Origin of the sequence: Rathayibacter sp. AY2B9 (assembly GCF_002931595.1) — a bacterium.
GTDB lineage: Bacteria > Actinomycetota > Actinomycetes > Actinomycetales > Microbacteriaceae > Rathayibacter.
Genome location: NZ_PSUB01000003.1, coordinates 44,014 through 61,587, shown reverse-complemented (window position 1 = coordinate 61,587; position 17,574 = coordinate 44,014). Strand labels below are relative to the sequence as shown.

Genomic DNA, 17,574 nt, shown 5'->3' with positions numbered 1-17,574 from the left:
CCGCGTCGATTACCCTGGAGACGTCGCGCGCACGCGTCGACGCGACGAGAGGACGGGCGAGTGCAGACCCGAGGTGCACGAGTGGCTCGCGGCGTCGCCGCCGCTCTCGCAGCGACCGCCACGGCCGCCGCCTCCCACACGCTCGCGGGCGCCGAGACCCCCGCTCCTGCCGTGCTCGCCCTCGCCGCGGCGTTCGCCGTCGTCGTCTGCGTCCTCCTCTCGGGGCGCCGTCTGTCCCTTCCCCGGCTGAAGCTCTCCGTGCTCCTCAGCCAGATCGCGTACCACGGCCTCTTCCTCATCACGGGCAGTGGTGGGGAGGTGAGCGTGGTCGGGACGACGGGCACCGGCGCGCACTTCCACGACGGGTCGACCATCGAGCTGATCGCCGGCGGAGGCGGACACGCGGCTCACGCGCCGGTGATGCTCGTCGCCCACCTCGCTGCGGCTGCCTTCACGATCGCGTCGTTCCGGTACGGCGAGCGCCTCTTCTGGACGCTGGGAGAAGGCCTCCAGCGCGTCGTCGTGCGGATCGTCGCCCGCGCGTCCGCGGTCGCGCTCCCGTCGGCACCCGGCGTCTCGATGACGGGCACCCCCGAGCCGCGGGCGCCCCGATCCCTCGACGCGGTCCTCTCGATCCTCCGGCACCGCGGGCCGCCGCTGCGGGTCCTCCGCGCCGCCTGACGCCCCTCCCGTGCGGGAGCGGCTCCGGTCGGCGCCTCCGCATGCACCGCGAACCCGCGCTGCGTCCAGAACTCCCGGCCCCGCGCCGGATCTCCCCCGAGGACACGACCGTCATGACCCGTTCTTCTTCTTCTTCTTCTTCTTCTTCTTCCTTCTCGCGGCTCCGCCTCGTCGGCAGCGGCGCACTCGTCGCCGCCGGATCGATCGCGCTCGCTGTCGCCGCGCCCACTGCGGCCAGCGCCCACGTGACCGCGGCGGCGAGCAGCACCGCCGCCGGCTCGTACACAGTGGTGACGTTCTCGCTGGCCCACGGCTGCGAGGGCTCGCCGACGACGGGACTCACGATCACGATGCCCGACGGCATCAACTCGGTCAGCCCGACGATCAACCCGAACTGGGACGTCGTGAAGAACGAGGTCGCGATCGCCGACCCGGTCACCGACTCCCACGGGAACACCGCGACCAAGCGGGTCTCGGACGTGGTCTACACGGCGAAGACGCCCCTCGCCGACGGCTACCGCGACACCGTCGCCCTCCAGCTGCAGCTCCCCGAGGACGCAGCCGGCTCCACGCTGGAGTTCCCCGTGCTGCAGACGTGCGAGACCGGCAGCACCGCCTGGGACCAGCCGACCGTCGACGGCCAGGACGAGCCCGAGCTGCCCGCTCCCACCGTCGCGGTGACCGCGGCGGAAGCGGGGTCCGGCCACGGGGGCGGACACGACGACGACGGCGACGGTGTCGACGCGGTCGCGACCACCGCCTCGGCGACGACGGCCACGAGCGGCGACGACGTGCTCGCCCGCATCCTCGGAGTCGGCGGGCTCGTCGTCGGCGCGGTCGGCGTGGCCGTCGGGCTCGCCTCCCGCCGCCGCGGACCCCGGGCGTCGGCGTGACCCGTCGGAAGGTCCTCGTCGCCGCGACCGCGATCGGGCTGCTCGGCTCGATCGCGGTGGCGGCGCCCGCCAGCGCGCACAACTACCTCGTCTCGACGACTCCCGCTGCGGACTCGACCGTGACGGAGCAGCCGGGAACGCTGGTGCTGACGACGAACGACGACCTGCTCGTCCTCGGAACGGACGGAACGGCGGCGGCTCTGCGCGTCGTCGGGCCGGACGGGCTCTACTACGGCGACGGCTGCGTCAGCGTCGTCGGGCCGGAAGCGTCGATGCCGCTCGAGCTCGGCGCGGCGGGGGAGTACGAGGTGACCTGGCAGGTCGTGTCGACCGACGGGCACCCCGTGTCGGGCCAGTACGCGTTCGACTGGGCGCCGGCCGACGGGACCGCGCTCGCCGAGGGGTCGGACTCGGTCCCGGACTGCAACGGCACCGTCGCGGTCTCAGGAGGACAGGCCGAGTCCGCCGACGAAGCGCAGGCGACGTCCGGATCGGACCCGGCACTCCTCGGGGACGTCCTGTGGATCGGCGGCGCTCTCGCCGCGGTCGCCGCCGCCATCGGAGTGACGCTCCTCGTGCTGCGACGGCGACCCCGCGACTGAGGCTCGTGAGCCTCCTGGGGTGGCGGTCGGTCAGTTCAGGAGGCTCGCGAGGGGCCCTTCACCGAGACCGGTGAGGACGGCCGCCGCGTCCTCGTAGACGGCGACGGCTCCGGCCTCGCGGAGTTCGTGCTCCGAGGTTCCGCCGGAGAGGACTCCGACTGTTGCCAGGCCCGCGCGCTCGGCGGCCAGGACGTCCCAGGTCGCGTCGCCGACCATGATGGCGCGGTCGGCGGAGACGCCCGCGCGGTCGAGCGCGATCGAGATCAGGTCGGGTGCTGGCTTGGCAGTCGAGACGTCTGCGCCGCTGGTGACAGCGTGAACGGAGCCGCCGAAGTCGAGGACGTCGAGAAGCACGTCCAGCTCGTTCTGCGGTGCCGAGGTGGCGAGGACGACGTGGACGCCTCGACCGACGAGCGTCGCGACGAGCTCGCGAGCTCCCGGGAGTGGAACGATGCGTGCTGTCGTCTCGGCGTAGTTCTTGGTGTGCAGCGACTTCACCAGTGCGCGCTGCTCCTCCTTCACGTCGTCCTCGAGGAGCATGTCGAGCAGCTCCGACGAGTCTGCGCCGATCGCTCGTTGGATGCGCCAGGCGGGGACGACGAGGTCGGCTTGCCAGAAGGCGCGCGACCACGCCTCGACGTGGAGGAAGTTCGTGTCGGCGAGGGTCCCGTCGATGTCGAAGAGCACCGCCGAGGTCCCCGTCGTCGCGTCTTTCCTGTCCTTCGTTCCTGCCATGTCGCTGCCCCTCTTGTCGCTTCCACGCCGATCGGCCCGTGCGTCCACGCTACGCGGGCGCGCCGAAGCGGGCCCGCCCCTTGACCTGCCCGTCCACGCCACCCGACCTGCCCCTTGTCACGCCCCGCCGGTCCCGGTCGGATCGTGTCCGCCCTCCGTCCCGTTCCCCGGCTCCCTGGGCCGGGTGACATGCTGCCGTCCCGTCGGGCTCGTCCAGCGCAGCGTGCCGTCCGGCTCCTGCCGGTGCGTCCACCCCGTGGTGTGGCGGAGCCGGTGGTGGTGTCGGCAGAGGTGCGCGAGGTTGTCGGCCGACGTGGTGCCTCCGTGCTGCCAGTCGTTCGTGTGGTCGACGTCCGCGTGGCGGGTGCTGCGGGTGCATCCCGGGAACCGGCAGGTCCCGTCGCGGTGCTGGAGGTGGCGACGCAGGTCCGCCGGCACTCGGTAGGAGTCGCGTCCGACGGAGAGGACCGCTCCGCTCTCCGGATGGGTGAGCAGCCGCGTGAACGAGGGAGCACCTGCTGCGAGACGCCGCGCGGTCTCCGGATCGACGGGTCCGTATCCGTCGAGGACGGCGGGCTGGTCGGAGCGCCCGAGGAGGGTCAGTGCAGGCACGGTCACCGCGACTTCGGCGCGCACTCCCGCAGGCATCGACGTGCCGTCTCCCTCGGCCGATGTCTCCCCGTCGACCAGCAGCGCAGCGGCGATGTCCGCGCGGAGCTGGCCCAGCGTCCGCTCCTCGTCCGGCAGATCCGCGAGGGAGCGGGCGGCCCGGTCGATCCTGTCCATCGCGCCGAGCACATCGGGAGCTGCGGTGTAGAGGTGCAGGATCGCCATCCCGTCGTCGAGGCCCTCCACCCAGAGCGCGCGACGACGGGCGCAGTCCCGATGACGTTCGCTGAGCGTCTGCGGGTGCAGCCGTTCCCGGAGCGACCGGAGGGCGCGTCGCAGCTGGGGCGGCGTGCAGGCTACCGCGATCGTGGCGGCCTCCTCGTCGAAGCGCCCACGGACCTCGGCGGGGACGTCGAGCGCTCCTCGCACCACGAGTCGCGCGTGCTCGGGGGAGAGCGCTCCGTCCGCGAGTGCGCGCAACGTCGCCGGGAGGTCGTTCACCAGCAGGCGTGCCTCGTCGACCAGTGCAGAGGCGTGCGCCTCCGAGACCCGGAGTCCCGTCGCGAGCTCCGCGATCAGCGCCCGGTGCGCCGCCTCCGCCCGATCCACCTGCACCTGGACGTGCTCGCCGACGAGCGCCGCCGGTGCCGCCATCGCGAGGCGGCGTGCCTCCTCGACTGCCCGGTACCGGGATGCCTCGACGGCGGACCGCTCAGCGTGCCGTGAGCCGGCGAGCGCGAGCGCCTCCGTGAGCGCGTCGTCTGCTGTCGCCGATTCCTTCATGCCCTGATCTCAGCGGACGAAGTCTCGTCGTGGACCTCGGGACCGCCGTTCCATCGGACAGCATCGCGAAGAGCCGCCTGTGGAGGAGCGTTCCCGCCCCCCTCACACCTTCCGCGGCACCGTGAACACGGTCTCCACTCCGGCCGAGTACAGCACCGAGTCCGGCGCGCGCGTCGCCAGCCCGGGGAAGCCCGCGGCGTCGAGCAGCCCGTCGTCGAGCGCGAGCAGCTCCGCGCGTCGCAGCGGCCACGGCCGGTGCAGGTTGCGGCCGTACCAGGTGGAGCCCAGGTGGCGCTCGTGGTAGGCCCAACGTGCGGTGAGGAACGAGGCGAGCGGGTCCTCGTCGATCGGCTCGCCCGGGCGGACGACGATCCGGGAGCGGGCGGCCGAGTCCGAGTGCCGGATCGTGTCGTAGATCACCGCGCCGTGGCGGTGCTCGATGCTCATCCGGGCCCAGCGGTAGGGGAGCCCGAACACCGCCTGCGCGGTGAGCACGGGAAGGAGGTGGGAGGCGTCGAGCGAGACGAACACGACTCCGCGTCGTCCCTGCTCGTCGACGGAGTAGAGCCGGACGTTCACCTCGGGGAAGGTGCCGAGCCAGGGCACCCGCGGGCCGCCGAGGAAGGCCGTCCGCGAGAGCCGGAACGGGATCAGGCCCACCCAGGAGGAGCCGTCGTGCTCGTCGGGCCTCGTCCCGGCCGGGAGGTGGGTCGCCACCAGGGCGGGGTCGACCCGCCAGTGCAGGAACGTCGCCTCGGTCCAGCGCTGCTTCAGGATGCGCGGTCCGCCGAGCGCGGGCGCGGAACGGGTGACGGGTTCGACGGAGCTCACGCGCCCATCGTGCTCCGGTGTGCTGCGAGCTCGCCCGTGCAGGCGCGCTCAGCGGCGCGCGGCGAGGGCCTTCAGTGTCTCCAGCACCAGGGCCACCGGTGCGGAGGAGGCGGCGGAGTTCCGCACGACGGCCTCGAGGGAGCGGACAGGCCGGGGACGGACGACGGGCACGGCGCGGACGCCGTCCGGCAGGCGGTGGGCCGCGAGCTCCGGCAGGACCGTCACGCCCATGCCCGCGGCGACGAACGCGGCGGCGGTGATGTGGTCGTTGGCCTGGACGTGGAAGGGCGGCGCGAACCCGGCGGCGGCGCAGGCCTCCACGACGTTCCGGCGGCACCAGCCGGTGGGCAGGTCGTTGTCGACCCAGCGCTCGTTCGCGAGCTCGGCGAGGTCTATCTCGCTCCGTGAGGCGAGCGGATGACCGTCGGGCAGGACGACGAGGTAGGGGTCGTCGAGGAGGTGGTGCGCCGTGAATCCGGGGGCGGTCGGCTCGGAGGAGGCGACGAGGAGCTGCACGTCGGGGCGCGCTCCGAGGTCGTCGTCGAGCTCCTCTCCCAGGCGCAGATCGAGGGCGAGGCCGGGGAACGCGGCGGTCAGCCGGCGGGCGACCTCCGGCATCCAGGCGCTGCCGACGGAGGCGAAGTACGTCACCGAGAGGCGGCCGGAGCGGCCCTCGCGCAGCTCCTCCACCACGGCCTCCGCTTCGGCGAGGCGCTCGAGGACGCGGTCCGCCTGGGTGGCGAGGGCGCGTCCGGCTGGGGTCGGGCGGACGCCGCGGCCCACCCGCTCCAGCAGGGTCAGTCCCGTCTCGCGCTGCAGAGCGGAGAGGTGCTGGCTGACGGCGGAGGACGTGTAGCCGAGGCCGGAGGCGGCTCCCGCGATCGAGCCGGAGGCGACGACGGAGCGGAGGATGCGGAGCCGGTGCACGTCGAGCATGAGACGACCGTACAGTCCGGCTGAACGATCCGACAGTGAACGGAACTGGTGCTGAATCCCCGGCGGCGCCACGATGGCCTCATGACCGACGTCTCCTCCTCCGCCCCGCCCTCCACGAGGGACGCCCTCCTGCTGTGGGGCGCGATCGCGGTCACCGTCCTGCTCTGGGCGTCGGCCTTCGTCGGCATCCGCGCCACGACGGAGGACTTCGGCCCGGGCGCGCTGACCCTCGGCCGCATCGTGGTGGGGTCGCTCGCGCTCACGGTGGTGCGCGTCGTCCTCACCGCCCGGAGGCGCCGCTCGGAGGCGGCTCCGGATCCGCGCACGGCGGTCCCGCGCGGGCGCCTCCTCCTGCTCGTGCTGGGCTGGGGGGTCGCCTGGTTCGGGGTCTACAACCTGGCGTTGAACGCTGCGGAGCGGCATGTCGACGCGGGGACGGCGGCGCTGCTGGTGAACATCGCGCCGATGATCACCGCCGTGCTCGCCGGGCTGCTGCTGGGGGAGGGATTCCCCCGCCGTCTCCTCGCCGGGATGCTCGTGGCGCTGACCGGCGTCGCGGTGATCGCGTTCTCCACCTCCACCGGGCAGTTCGACGTGATCGGCGTCGCCCTCGGCCTGGTCGCCGCCGTCGTCTACGGCAGCGCGGCGACCCTTCAGAAGCGCCTGCTGGGACGGATCGACGCACCGACGATGACCTGGCTCGGCTGCCTCGCCGGCACGGTCGCGTGCCTGCCCTTCGCCCCGGAGCTCGTCGAGGCGCTCGCCGCCGCTCCGCTCTCCTCGATCCTGGCCGTGGTCTACCTCGGGATCTTCCCGACGGCCGTCGCCTTCACGACGTGGGGGTACGTCCTCGCGCGCTCCAGCGCGGGTCGCACCGCGGCGTCCACCTACGCGGTGCCCGCGGTGGTGGTGCTGCTGTCCTGGCTCGTCCTGGGCGAGACCCCGCCGCTCGCCGCGCTGCTCGGAGGCGCGCTCGCCCTGGCCGGAGTCGCGGTGGCGACGCTGCGGAGGCGCCCGAAGGCGGTCTGACCGGCGGCGGACGCTCCTCCACAGCCGCCCGATCGCGTCGAGTCCTCGGGCGAGGCGGCTCGCGGGGATCCCGCGGGAGGGCCCGGGATATGCTGGGCGGACGTTCATCCCAGTCGGCGCCGAGCGCCAGGAACGGTGAGGATCCCGATGACCGAGGCCCTGCAGCCGCCCGTCCAGAACGCCCTCTCGCTCACGCCTCCGGAGCCGGTGGCGGCGGTGCCGACCACCTCGGCGCCGTCGATCGCGCCGAAGGTGCCCGAAGCCGCCCTGCCCGGCCTCGAGGCGAAGGTCGACGGCTACCTCGACACGCTCCTGGCGACGGAGTCCCGCAGCCCCGAGTTCGCGACGCGGGCCAACGACATCCGCACGATGGGCGACGCCGACATCCGCTCGGCCGCCGACTCGTCGAACCGGCTGCTGAGCACGCCGGTGCGCGCCCTCCAGGAGGGCGGGCTCTCCGAGGGGTCGACCATCGGCAAGACGCTGCTCGAGCTGCGCCGCACGGTGGAGGATCTGGACCCGTCCGAGGACAACCTGCAGAAGAAGATCCTGGGCTTCATCCCGTTCGGCAACAAGATCACCGACTACTTCCGCCGCTACGAGAGCGCCCAGTCGCACCTGAACGCGATCATCCAGGCCCTGTACGACGGGCAGGACGAGCTGCGGAAGGACAACGCGGCCCTGAATCTCGAGAAGCAGAACCTCTGGGAGACGATGACCCGTCTCAACGAGTACATCTACGTCGCCGAGCGGCTCGACGTGAAGCTCTCGGCGAAGATCGCCGAGCTCGACGCGACCGATCCGGAGCGGGCGAAGGCGCTGCGCGAGGACGTCCTCTTCTACGCGCGCCAGAAGCACCAGGACCTGCTGACCCAGCTGGCCGTGTCGATCCAGGGCTACCTCGCGATCGACGTCGTCATCAAGAACAACGTCGAGCTGATCAAGGGCGTCGACCGCGCGACGACCACGACCGTCTCGGCGCTGCGGACCGCGGTCATCGTCGCGCAGGCGCTCGCCAACCAGCGCCTCGTGCTCGATCAGATCACGGCGCTGAACACCACGACGTCCAACATGATCGAGGCCACCTCGCGCATGCTCGCCGACCAGTCCGCCTCGATCCAGTCGCAGGCCGCCTCGGCCACGGTCGGGCTGCCGCAGCTGCAGGCCGCGTTCGCGAACATCTACCAGACGATGGACTCGATCTCGGACTTCAAGATCAAGGCGCTCGACAGCATGGCCCAGACCGTCGGAGTCCTGCAGACCGAGACGGCGAAGGCCGGCGAGTACGTCGAGCGGGCCCGCCGCAGCAACTCGGACATCGACGCGACGTCCTCGCTCGATCTCGGCCGCTAGCCGATGGGCTGGTTCTCCCGACTGTTCACGGGTGCCCCCGCGGCGCCGGAGGAGACCGCGCCCGCTCTGCCGAGCGTCCCGACGAGCGAGGACATCCTCGCGGCGCTCGACAGGGTGGGCGCGCGGACGGAGGGCCGGGTGCCCGGCATCGTCGCGGCGCGCATCCAGCGGATCGACGAGACGGTCCGCGAGATGGTGCCCCGTCTCGACCGCCTCGGCGGGATGAGCCGTCAGGGCCACACCGTCGTCGCGACCGCGACCAGCTACCTCCCCGAGGCGGTGGAGGGCTACCTCCGCCTGCCGAGGGACTTCGCCGACCGCCGCGCCGTGCACAGGGGGAAGACCTCGCTGATGATCCTCTGCGACCAGCTCGACCTCCTCGGAGGCACGCTCGACCGCATCTCGGACGCCGTCTCGCGGCAGGACGCCTCGGCGCTCATCGCGCACGGGCAGTTCCTGGCCGAGAAGTTCACGGAGTCCTCGCTCTCCCCGAGCGGTCTCGACGCGCCTCCGCAGCCGGGAGCGCCGTCCGGATCCGGCTCGCTGACCCCGCCGAGCGCCTCGTGACCGCGCTCGCCCCGGCGCTGGACGCCCTCGTGCTCGCGGGGACGGCCGCCGGCCTCGACGCCGCGGCCGTCCGCGACGAGGGTGCGCGGCTGGCCGCGGCCGTCGCCGAGTCGATCCGCGGCGCCGGACAGGACTGGCTCGCCGCGACCGGCGCGACGGGCGGTCTGGAGGCGTTCTTCACCGCCGCCTCGAGCGGCCGGCGCTGGCGGTCGGGGCCGACCGATCAGCTGGCCGCCCTGGTCGGCGCGGGCTCTCACCACTCCTCCGCCTACGCCCGCGCCCTGACCGAGGTCGTCTCGGCGGCCAGCGCTCTCGGCGACCCGGGCATCGGCGGCATCGCCTCCGCCTCCGCGACCGCCGCGGCCCAGCTCTCCGCCGTCCCGGGCGCCCGGGGCGCCGCTCCGACGACGAGCGGAGGAGTACCGCACACGACCGGCCGGACGCCGGACGGTGCCGCGGGCGCCGACCTGCCGACCGGTCTGCCCGCCGGCGTGCCCGGGGTCGACGAGATCCTCGAGCGCCTCCGCCGGACCGAGCACGACGGTCCGCAGGACGAGCCGGCGCCCGCCGCCGCTCCCGCCGCGGAGCCCGCCTCCGAGCCGGAGCCGCTCGACCCGCCGGAGTCCATCGACGACCTGCTCGCCGAGCTCGACGCGCTGATCGGCCTCGACCGGGTGAAGAGCGAGATCAAGCGGCAGACGCAGCTGCTCCGGATCGACACCCTGCGCCAGGCCGCCGGACTCAGCACGCCCACGCTCACCCGCCACCTCGTCTTCACGGGGAACCCCGGCACGGGCAAGACGACGGTGGCGCGGCTGGTCTCGCGGATCTACCGCTCGCTCGGCATCCTCTCGAAGGGCGTGCTCGTCGAGGTCGACCGATCGGAGCTGGTGGCCGGCTACCTCGGGCAGACCGCGACGAAGACCGCGGAGGTGATCGCCTCCGCGCGCGGCGGCGTCCTCTTCATCGACGAGGCCTACGCGCTCGCGCTCGACCAGTACGGCGCGGAGGCGGTCACCACCCTCGTGAAGGACATGGAGGACCACCGCGGCGACCTCGTCGTGATCGTCGCCGGCTACTCCGGGCCGATGCAGGGCTTCCTCGACACGAACCCGGGTCTCGCCAGCCGCTTCTCGACCACGATCGACTTCGCCGACTACTCCGACGACGAGCTCTCGGCGATCTTCGGCCGCCTCGCCGCCTCCGCGGACTTCGAGCCGACGGAGGAGGCGCTCGCCGCGTTCGCGGGCCTCGCCTCGGCGCAGCAGCGCACGGAGGCGTTCGGCAACGGGCGCTGGGTCCGCAACGTCCTCGACGCGGCGATCGCCCGGCACGCCTGGCGCCTCCGCGACGTGGAGGAGCCGACGCTCGACGAGCTGCGCATCCTGCTCCCCGAGGACGTGGTGGAGAGCCCCGAAGCCTCGAGCAGCCCGGACGGAGCCGGCGACGACGACGAGGGCGCGGTCGACGGCTCTGAGGAGGCCTTCGGGCAGGCGGACGCCGCCCCGAGCGGCACGGCCGTCCCCGTCACCGACGACCCCGAGGAGGAGAGCCGTTGAGCACCGCACCCGCCGCGCCGCCCGCGCAGAGGATCCCCGAGCCGCCCCTCGTCCAGGTCGCCAACCGGCCGGCGCAGCGGAAGCCGTCGCTGCTGGCCCGCGCGACCGCGACCACTCCGGCCACCCTGCGCCTCCTGCTCGCCCTGACGGCGCTGGCGGCCGTGCTGTTCGGCGTGTTCGCGCAGCAGGCAGGAGCGATGCAGGCGCGCGCCGCGTCGACGGCCCGGGAGCAGTCGGCGCAGCTGCTCGGCGTGCAGAACGTCCGCACGCTGCTGGTGGACGCCAACGCGATCGCGGCCAACACCTTCCTCGTCGGCGGACTGGAGCCGACCGAGCTGCGGGCGTCGTACGTCTCGAGCCTCACCGGCGCCGCCTCCGCGATCGCCGGGCTCTCGGCTGCCGACTCGGCGGATACCCGGGCCCTCGCCCGGGTCGCCAGCAGCATCACGACCTACAGCGGGCTGATCGAGCAGGCGCGAGCCAACAACCGGCAGGGCTTCCCCGTCGCCTCGGCGTACCTCGACCAGGCGTCGACTGCCCTCTCGGGAGACGGCGGCATCCTCGAGGACCTCGACGGGCTCGTCGACTCCGGTGCCGACCGGGTCGCGGCCGCCTACGACGCCGTCCGCTGGAGCGTCCTGCTCATGATCGGCTCGCTCGTGATGCTGGTCCTCCTCCTGGCGGCGCAGCTCTGGCTCGCCCGCCGTACGCACCGCTACCTCAACCGCCCGCTCGCCACGGGGACCGCCCTCCTGCTGGTCGTCGGCGTCGGCGGGGCGCTCGCCTACGGATCGGTCGCGGCGGACGCGGGGACGGCACGGGTCGAGTGCTACCGCGAGGCGCTCACCGTGTCGAACGCGCTCATCGCCGCGAGCGACGCCAAGTCGCTCGAGAGCTTCACGCTGATCAAGCGCGGCTCCGGCGCCGCCCTCGAGGAGCGCTACACCCAGGCCGTCGACTCCGCCCGGGAGAAGCTCTCGGGCGACCTGCAGGACGAGCTGGCGAGGACGCGGCTCGTCGACGAGTTCGGGCAGTGGCAGTCGTTCCACGAGGAGATCCGCGCCGCGGACGACGCCGGGAACTGGGACCAGGCCGTCCGCGTCGCCACGATCACCGGGAACGGCACGCCGAACGACCTCTTCACCACCTTCTCCGACGACGCCCGCGACGTGGTGCAGGAGAAGGCCCTGGCCGCCGCCGCCACGCTCGACCGAGGTGCGGAGTTCGCGACCCTCGTCTCGTGGATCCTGCTGGCGGCCGGTCTCGCCGGAGCCGTGTTCGCCTGGCGCGGCTTCGCCCAGCGACTGGAGGAGTACCGATGAACCGCCTGCGCGCCGCCGCCCTCGCCCTGGCCACCGCCGCGGCTCTCGCCCTCACCGGCTGCACGACGGGGGCGGACGACCTCGGCACGCCCCTCGCCGCGGCGACCCCGACTCCGACGGCGAGCGCGTCCGCTCCCGCCGCTCCTGCCGCGGCGGACTGCTCGCCCTCGGCGGTCACCTCCTACGCGCCGACCGGCGTGACCGACAGCACCAGGCTCGCGGAGATCCGCGGGCGCGGGACCCTGCGCGTCGGCGTCTCGGCCGACACCCTCCTGATGAGCGCCCGCAACCCGATCACGGGGGCGATCGAGGGCTTCGACGTCGACATCGCCCGCGAGGTCGCCCGGGCGATCCTCGGCAGCGACTCCATCGACTACGTCGTGATCACCTCCGCTCAGCGCCTCCCAGCGCTGACCGGCGGCGACGGCGCCCCGCAGGTCGACATGGTCGCCCGCACCCTCACGATGACCTGCGACCGCTGGAGCTCGATCGCCTTCTCGTCCGAGTACTACGACGCCGGCCTCAAGGTGCTCGTCTCCGACGACCCCGACGGCGTCCCGATCACAGGCATCGGCGACCTCGGCGGCGAGAGGGTCTGCGCGCCCAGCGGCACCACGACGCTCAGCCGCCTGCAGAACGACTACCCGGAGGTCGAGGCCGTCGAGGCCGCCACGCACTCGCAGTGCCTCGCCCTCTTCCAGGCCGGCGAGGTCGACGCCATCGCGGGCGACGACACGATCCTCGCGGGCTTCGTGGCGCAGGATCCGTACGCGAAGGTCGTCGGCGACGCCCTGAGCTCGGAGCCCTACGGCCTCGGCCTGCCCGCCGACGACCCCGACTTCGTGCGCTTCGTCAACGCCTCGCTCGAGAGCATCCGCAGCGACGGCCGCTGGCAGAGCATCTACGAGCGCTGGCTCGGGGTCCTCGGCGAGGCCTCGCCGCCGGCCCCGGTGTACGGCCGATGAGCACCGGTCTCGCGGAGGGGACCCCCGTCGCTCCGGGCCGGCTCGGGGAGGCCGCGCCGCAGCGCGAGCTCTTCGAGTACCTCGCCGCTCTCACCCGCTGGCTCCAGCGGACCACGCGCGAGCTCTCGCGGCTGGACGCCGCCGCGCTGGCGTCGCCGCAGGCCGAGAACTACACGGCCGACGTGGTGCTCGCCCAGTCGCTCCGCGAGTCCGTCACCCGGCGCCTCGCCGAGCTCGAGGCGGTCTGGGACTCCGGCCGCGTCGACGTCGTGGCGCGGGAGCGGATGTCGCAGCTGATCTGGGGCCGTCTCGACGCCTCCGGGAGCGGCGCGGTCTCGCTGGTGGAGGCGGTGCGCCTCTGCGACGCGGTCGTCGGCCAGCTGCGCTCCCGGCTCGAGCTCGACCCCAGCGGCACCGACGTCGCCGGGCGGATCGTGGGGGTGCGCGCCGAGATCGAGCGCTGCCGCGACCTCACCCGTGACGGCGGCGGCACGGTCGACCGCGAGCGGGCGGAGCGGGTCGCCGTGCTGCGCTCCCGCCTCGACGCGCTCGCCGAGCGGGCGGGTCGGGGAGCCGACGTGTCGGGGCCGCTCGGCCAGCTCGAGAGCGACTCCGCCCGGCTCGAGCGCGACCTGATCATCGCCGCGTCCGAGCGGCGCGGACTCGAGCGCGACCGCCGTCGGGCGCGCGAGCTGGCGGAGGCGGCCGAGCGCCGCGAGGCGCCGCTGCGCGAGCTCGTGGCCCGCTGCCGCCGCGAGATCGCCGACCCGCCGCGGCTGGCCGTGCCCGACGTCTCCCGGCTGGGCGATCCTCCGTCCGACCGCGAGGCGCTCGACGCGCACCTCGCCCGCCTGACCGCCGTCGGACGCGCGTTCGACGCGGTCGAGGCCGCCTACACCTCGCCGCTGCGCGAACGGGCCGCCCTGGGCTTCCGCCTCCGGGCGCTGCGGGAGCGGGCCGAGGGCAACGGCCGCGCTCCTACCGCCGTCGGCGTCGCGGCCGAGGAGGAGGTGCGCGCCGCCCTCGACGCGGTGCCCTGCTCCGTTCCGCTCGCCCGCCACCTGGTCGAGCAGTACGACGTCGTCACCCGCGACCTCCCGCACCCCGACCCCGCGCACCACCGGAAGGCCACCCCATGAACGGCGCCCCCTGCACCGCGACTCCCGGCTGCACCGGGACGATCGAGGACGGCTACTGCAACGTCTGCGGCCTGCCGCCCGAGGAGGGCGCCGCCGCCTCCACGCCGACCGCGCGCCGCGCCGCTCCGGCCTCCCCGCCGGCCACCGCCTCCGCCGCCTTCGGCACCGGCTTCGTCGAGGGCACCCCCGGCGCCACGGCACCCGGGCCCGCGGAGGAGTCGGCCACCGCGCGCAGCACGCGCACCTCCTCCGCCCGCCTCGCCACCGCCGCCCTCGGCTCCGCCCGCACGGCGCAGACCGGCTCGAAGGTCACCCGCCGCGTCGGCACCACCTCGACCCGACTGCGCGGCCCGAGGCTCGGCGCCGGGCTCACCACCGTCCCGTCCCGTCCGGCCGCCGACCCGATGGCCGCTCTGATGACCGAGGCGGTCCTCCCCGAGCGCAAGCGCTTCTGCTCGCACTGCGGCACCGCCGTCGGCCGCGGGCGCGACGGTCGGCCCGGCCGCACCGAGGGGTTCTGCCCCAACTGCCGCACGCCGTTCTCGTTCACACCGCAGCTGGTGAAGGGCGACGTGGTCGGCGGCCAGTACGAGGTCGTCGGCTGCCTGGCCTACGGCGGCCTCGGCTGGATCTACCTCGCGCGCGACCGGAACGTCTCGGGGCGCTGGGTGGTGCTCAAGGGCCTGCTCAACTCCGGCGACCCCGATGCGTACGCGGCGGCCGTCACCGAGCGCCGATTCCTGGCCGAGGTCGAGCACCCGCTGATCGTCGAGATCTACAACTTCGTCCTGCACGACGGCGCCGGCTACATCGTGATGGAGTACGTCGGCGGGCCGAGCCTCAAGCAGATCCTGAAGGAGCGGCTGGACGCCAACGGCGGCGCCGCGGATCCGCTGCCGGTGGACCAGGCGCTCGCCTTCGTGCTCGAGGTCATGCCCGCCTTCGCCTACCTGCACGACCACGGCCTGCTCTACTGCGACTTCAAGCCGGACAACATGATCCAGGTGGGCGACCAGGTCAAGCTGATCGACCTCGGCGGAGTGCGCCGGATCGACGACGAGGACTCCGCCATCTACGGCACCGTCGGCTACCAGGCTCCGGAGGTCGCCGACCTCGGTCCCTCGGTCGCCTCCGACGTCTACACGATCGGCCGAACGCTGGCCTCGCTGGTGCTCGACTTCCGCGGCAACCAGACGACCTTCGTCGCCTCGCTGCCGCCCGTGTCGGAGACGCCGCTGTTCCAGCGCTACGACTCCTTCTACCGCCTGATCGCGAAGGCATGCGCTCCCGACCCGCAGGACCGCTTCGCCACGGTGGACGAGATGCGCGGCCAGCTGCTCGGAGTGCTGCGCGAGGTCGTCGCGACCGACCGCGGTCCCGGACACCCCGCGCTGCACTCGACGGAGTCGGCCCTGTTCGAGGCGCCCGTGGCCGACGTGGTCGACCGCGTCCCGCCGTGGGACGCGCTGCCGGCGCTCCGCCGCGACGAGTCCGATCCCGCCCGGTCGTGGCTCGCGGGCGTGAACGTCGCCGACCCGATCGTGCGCCTGCGCGCTCTCGCGCTCGCGCCCACCGTGACGGTCGAGGTGCGGCTCGCCCGCGCCCGGGCGGCGATCGAGGCGCAGCGCTGGGAGGAGGCGGCCCGCGCGACGGGCGAGATACTCACGGAGGACCCGTGGGAGTGGCGGGCGGTCTGGATGAGCGGCCTCGCCCAGCTCGCGCGCGGCGACGACATCGGGGCCCGCGCCTCCTTCAACACCGTCTACGGGCAGGTCCCCGGCGAGCTCGCCCCGAAGCTCGCGCTCGCCGCGGCGTGCGAGGCGAGCGGTGAGCCCGAGGTCGCCGAGTCCCTCTACGTGATCTGCGCCCGCGCCGACGCGAACTACACGGCACCCGCCGCCTTCGGTCTCGCCCGGGTGCGGCAGCTGCGCTCCGACCTCGACGGGGCGCTCGACGCGCTCGACATCGTCGCGCCCACGCGCTCCTCCTACTCCGACGCGCGCCGCCGCCGGGCGGAGCTGCTGGCGGAGTCGGGCCGCGGGCTGCCCGCGCTCTCGGCCGCCCTCGCGAGCGTCGACTCCGTGTCGATCGACCAGCGGACCCGCCTCGAGCTCACGACCCAGGTCCTCGCCTCCGCTCTCGAGCTGGTGCGGCGCGACGGCCCGGCCGAGGGAGCGACCCTCGGCGGAGTCGAGGCGAACGAGGCCGCCATCCGCGACGGCCTCGAGGCCTCCTACCGCGCGCTCGCCGCCTCCACTCGCGAGCGCGACGAGCGCCTGCGCCTCGTCGACCGGGCCAACGAGGTCCGACGCTGGACGCTGACATGAGCGACGCGCTGTCGACTCCCTGCCCGAACTGCGGCGAGCCGGTCACGACGGGCGACGCGTTCTGCGAGGCCTGCGGGACGCCGCTGATCGTCGCGGCCACCCCCTCCGCTCCGCCCGTCGCCGTCGGAGGATCCGCCGCCTGCGTCTACTGCGGGGGAGCGGTCGCCGAGGACGGCTACTGCGAGCAGTGCGGACGCCCCGCTCCGACCGAGCGCGAGCACTGGGCTGAAGCGCCGCACCCGCTGGTCGGCGGCGTCTGCGACCGCGGGCTCCGGCACCCGGCCAACGAGGACGCGATGGCGCTCGGGGCGACCACCGGCGCCGACGGCTCCCTGAGGACGGCGCTGCTGGTGGTCTGCGACGGGGTCTCCTCGACCCCCGACTCCGACAAGGCGTCGCTCGCCGCGGCCCGTGCGGCACTCAGCGCGCTGCAGGCCGAGGTCGGCGGGGAGAGCGCGGGAGCGGACCGCTGGCGCGCGCTGCTGCAGATGGCCACCGCGCGCGCCTCCGGAGCGATCGACGCGGCCGTGCCCGAGAAGCGGTCGAATCCGCCCTCGTGCACCTTCACCGCGGCGGTGCTGGACGGCGCGCTGCTCGTCACGGGCAACGTGGGCGACAGCCGCAGCTACTGGATGCCGGACGCGGGCGAGCCGCGGCAGCTCACGGTCGACGATTCGTGGGCGCAGGAGCAGATCGCCTCGGGAGTGCCGCGGGAGCAGGCCGAGACGGCGCCCGACGCTCACGCCATCACCCGCTGGCTCGGCGCCGACGCGCACGACGAGGAGCCGCGGGTCGCCTTCGAGGAGCTGACCGAGCCGGGCTGGGTTCTGGTCTGCTCCGACGGGCTGTGGAACTACGCGTCCGCCGCCGAGGACCTCGCGCGCGTGCTGCGCGAGGCGCAGGAGCGGGTGGGCGCGGATCCGGTCACGCTCGCGGAGGCGCTGGCCGCCTGGGCGAACGAGCGCGGCGGGCACGACAACATCACGGCCGCGCTGGCGCGGTTCGACCCGGCGGGTGCGGCGGAGGCAGCGGCTGCAGCGTCCGCTGCCGAGGTGCACGGTGAGGAGACCGGCACAGCCGAGCAGGATGGTGCCGACGCCGGCGCTGCCGACCTCGGCGCTGCGGATCCCGGCGCTGCGGATCCCGGCGCTGCGGGCCCGAGCGCGGCCGACCCCGCCGCCTCGAGCCCCGACGCGGCCACCCCTTCGCCCGACGCCGACGCCTCCCGTCCCACCGACTGAGC

General features: G+C 74.0%; 16 protein-coding genes. 12 read left to right on the top strand and 4 right to left on the bottom strand.

The features are described from left to right. Nucleotides 1–81 precede the first annotated feature (81 nt). Genes C5C25_RS04525 through C5C25_RS04515 form a run of 3 tightly spaced genes read left to right on the top strand, consistent with a single transcriptional unit; the run spans nt 82 to nt 2,176 of the window. On the top strand, nt 82–681 hold the full coding sequence (locus C5C25_RS04525) for a hypothetical protein (RefSeq protein WP_104249868.1): 600 nt from the start codon (nt 82–84) through the stop codon (nt 679–681). Nucleotides 682–722: 41 nt separating this feature from the next. Continuing rightward, complete coding sequence (locus C5C25_RS04520) at nt 723–1,574, top strand: YcnI family protein (RefSeq protein ID WP_104249867.1); 852 nt, start codon at nt 723–725, stop codon at nt 1,572–1,574. Further along, complete coding sequence (locus tag C5C25_RS04515; protein WP_104249866.1) at nt 1,571–2,176, top strand: copper resistance CopC family protein; 606 nt, start codon at nt 1,571–1,573, stop codon at nt 2,174–2,176. The genes C5C25_RS04520 and C5C25_RS04515 overlap by 4 nt, the downstream gene beginning before the upstream one ends. 30 nt (nt 2,177–2,206) lie before the next feature. Here the strand turns inward: C5C25_RS04515 and C5C25_RS04510 are convergent, their stop codons facing one another. The 4 genes from C5C25_RS04510 to C5C25_RS04495 all read right to left on the bottom strand — a co-directional run bounded on the left by C5C25_RS04510 (nt 2,207) and on the right by C5C25_RS04495 (nt 6,070). Continuing rightward, the gene (locus C5C25_RS04510) at nt 2,207–2,911 is read right to left on the bottom strand and encodes an HAD family hydrolase (RefSeq protein ID WP_104249865.1); all 705 of its coding nucleotides are present in this window, start codon (nt 2,909–2,911) and stop codon (nt 2,207–2,209) included. 117 nt (nt 2,912–3,028) lie between these two features. Continuing rightward, a complete protein-coding gene (locus C5C25_RS04505; RefSeq protein WP_104249864.1) occupies nt 3,029–4,303 on the bottom strand; it encodes an HNH endonuclease signature motif containing protein in 1,275 nt (424 codons plus the stop codon). Between the two features lie 102 nt (nt 4,304–4,405). Further along, the gene (locus C5C25_RS04500) at nt 4,406–5,134 is read right to left on the bottom strand and encodes a YqjF family protein (protein WP_104249863.1); all 729 of its coding nucleotides are present in this window, start codon (nt 5,132–5,134) and stop codon (nt 4,406–4,408) included. Nucleotides 5,135–5,182: 48 nt separating this feature from the next. Then, nucleotides 5,183–6,070, bottom strand: coding sequence for a LysR family transcriptional regulator (locus C5C25_RS04495; RefSeq protein ID WP_104249862.1), 888 nt, complete (start codon nt 6,068–6,070; stop codon nt 5,183–5,185). Between the two features lie 81 nt (nt 6,071–6,151). Here C5C25_RS04495 and C5C25_RS04490 point away from each other — a divergent pair, with 81 nt between their 5' ends. From C5C25_RS04490 to C5C25_RS04450, 9 genes are all read left to right on the top strand, one after another. Next, the gene (locus tag C5C25_RS04490; RefSeq protein WP_104249861.1) at nt 6,152–7,099 is read left to right on the top strand and encodes a DMT family transporter; all 948 of its coding nucleotides are present in this window, start codon (nt 6,152–6,154) and stop codon (nt 7,097–7,099) included. A 147-nt stretch (nt 7,100–7,246) separates the two neighbouring features. Then, nucleotides 7,247–8,452: a toxic anion resistance protein gene (locus C5C25_RS04485; protein ID WP_104223833.1), complete on the top strand. Its 1,206-nt coding sequence runs from the start codon at nt 7,247–7,249 to the stop codon at nt 8,450–8,452. A 3-nt stretch (nt 8,453–8,455) separates the two neighbouring features. Next, nucleotides 8,456–9,019, top strand: a complete 564-nt coding sequence (locus C5C25_RS04480) for a hypothetical protein (RefSeq protein WP_104249860.1) — start codon at nt 8,456–8,458, stop codon at nt 9,017–9,019. After that, nucleotides 9,016–10,578, top strand: a complete 1,563-nt coding sequence (locus C5C25_RS04475) for an AAA family ATPase (RefSeq protein WP_258069337.1) — start codon at nt 9,016–9,018, stop codon at nt 10,576–10,578. Before C5C25_RS04480 ends, C5C25_RS04475 begins: the two co-directional genes overlap by 4 nt. Continuing rightward, nucleotides 10,575–11,900 carry a hypothetical protein gene (locus C5C25_RS04470; RefSeq protein ID WP_104249859.1) on the top strand — a complete coding sequence of 442 codons (1,326 nt, stop codon included), beginning with the start codon at nt 10,575–10,577 and terminating at the stop codon, nt 11,898–11,900. The genes C5C25_RS04475 and C5C25_RS04470 overlap by 4 nt, the downstream gene beginning before the upstream one ends. Then, entirely contained in the window at nt 11,897–12,865 is a 969-nt protein-coding gene (locus C5C25_RS04465) for a glutamate ABC transporter substrate-binding protein (RefSeq protein ID WP_104249858.1), read from the top strand. Before C5C25_RS04470 ends, C5C25_RS04465 begins: the two co-directional genes overlap by 4 nt. After that, nucleotides 12,862–14,004, top strand: a complete 1,143-nt coding sequence (locus C5C25_RS04460) for a hypothetical protein (protein ID WP_104249857.1) — start codon at nt 12,862–12,864, stop codon at nt 14,002–14,004. Before C5C25_RS04465 ends, C5C25_RS04460 begins: the two co-directional genes overlap by 4 nt. After that, nucleotides 14,001–16,331, top strand: a complete 2,331-nt coding sequence (locus C5C25_RS04455) for a serine/threonine-protein kinase (RefSeq protein ID WP_104223838.1) — start codon at nt 14,001–14,003, stop codon at nt 16,329–16,331. The genes C5C25_RS04460 and C5C25_RS04455 overlap by 4 nt, the downstream gene beginning before the upstream one ends. Next, nucleotides 16,328–17,572 (top strand): PP2C family serine/threonine-protein phosphatase, encoded by a 1,245-nt coding sequence (locus C5C25_RS04450; RefSeq protein WP_104249856.1) that lies wholly within the window; start codon nt 16,328–16,330, stop codon nt 17,570–17,572. Before C5C25_RS04455 ends, C5C25_RS04450 begins: the two co-directional genes overlap by 4 nt. Nucleotides 17,573–17,574 lie beyond the last annotated feature (2 nt).

Coding starts and splice junctions, on each gene's coding strand:
- C5C25_RS04465 (WP_104249858.1), top strand. CDS start 11,897: ATGAACCGCCTGCGCGCCGCCGCCCTCGCCCTGGCCACCGCCGCGGCT.
- C5C25_RS04455 (WP_104223838.1), top strand. CDS start 14,001: ATGAACGGCGCCCCCTGCACCGCGACTCCCGGCTGCACCGGGACGATC.
- C5C25_RS04505 (WP_104249864.1), bottom strand. CDS start 4,303: ATGAAGGAATCGGCGACAGCAGACGACGCGCTCACGGAGGCGCTCGCG.
- C5C25_RS04520 (WP_104249867.1), top strand. CDS start 723: ATGCACCGCGAACCCGCGCTGCGTCCAGAACTCCCGGCCCCGCGCCGG.
- C5C25_RS04495 (WP_104249862.1), bottom strand. CDS start 6,070: ATGCTCGACGTGCACCGGCTCCGCATCCTCCGCTCCGTCGTCGCCTCC.
- C5C25_RS04460 (WP_104249857.1), top strand. CDS start 12,862: ATGAGCACCGGTCTCGCGGAGGGGACCCCCGTCGCTCCGGGCCGGCTC.
- C5C25_RS04485 (WP_104223833.1), top strand. CDS start 7,247: ATGACCGAGGCCCTGCAGCCGCCCGTCCAGAACGCCCTCTCGCTCACG.
- C5C25_RS04450 (WP_104249856.1), top strand. CDS start 16,328: ATGAGCGACGCGCTGTCGACTCCCTGCCCGAACTGCGGCGAGCCGGTC.
- C5C25_RS04490 (WP_104249861.1), top strand. CDS start 6,152: ATGACCGACGTCTCCTCCTCCGCCCCGCCCTCCACGAGGGACGCCCTC.
- C5C25_RS04480 (WP_104249860.1), top strand. CDS start 8,456: ATGGGCTGGTTCTCCCGACTGTTCACGGGTGCCCCCGCGGCGCCGGAG.
- C5C25_RS04510 (WP_104249865.1), bottom strand. CDS start 2,911: ATGGCAGGAACGAAGGACAGGAAAGACGCGACGACGGGGACCTCGGCG.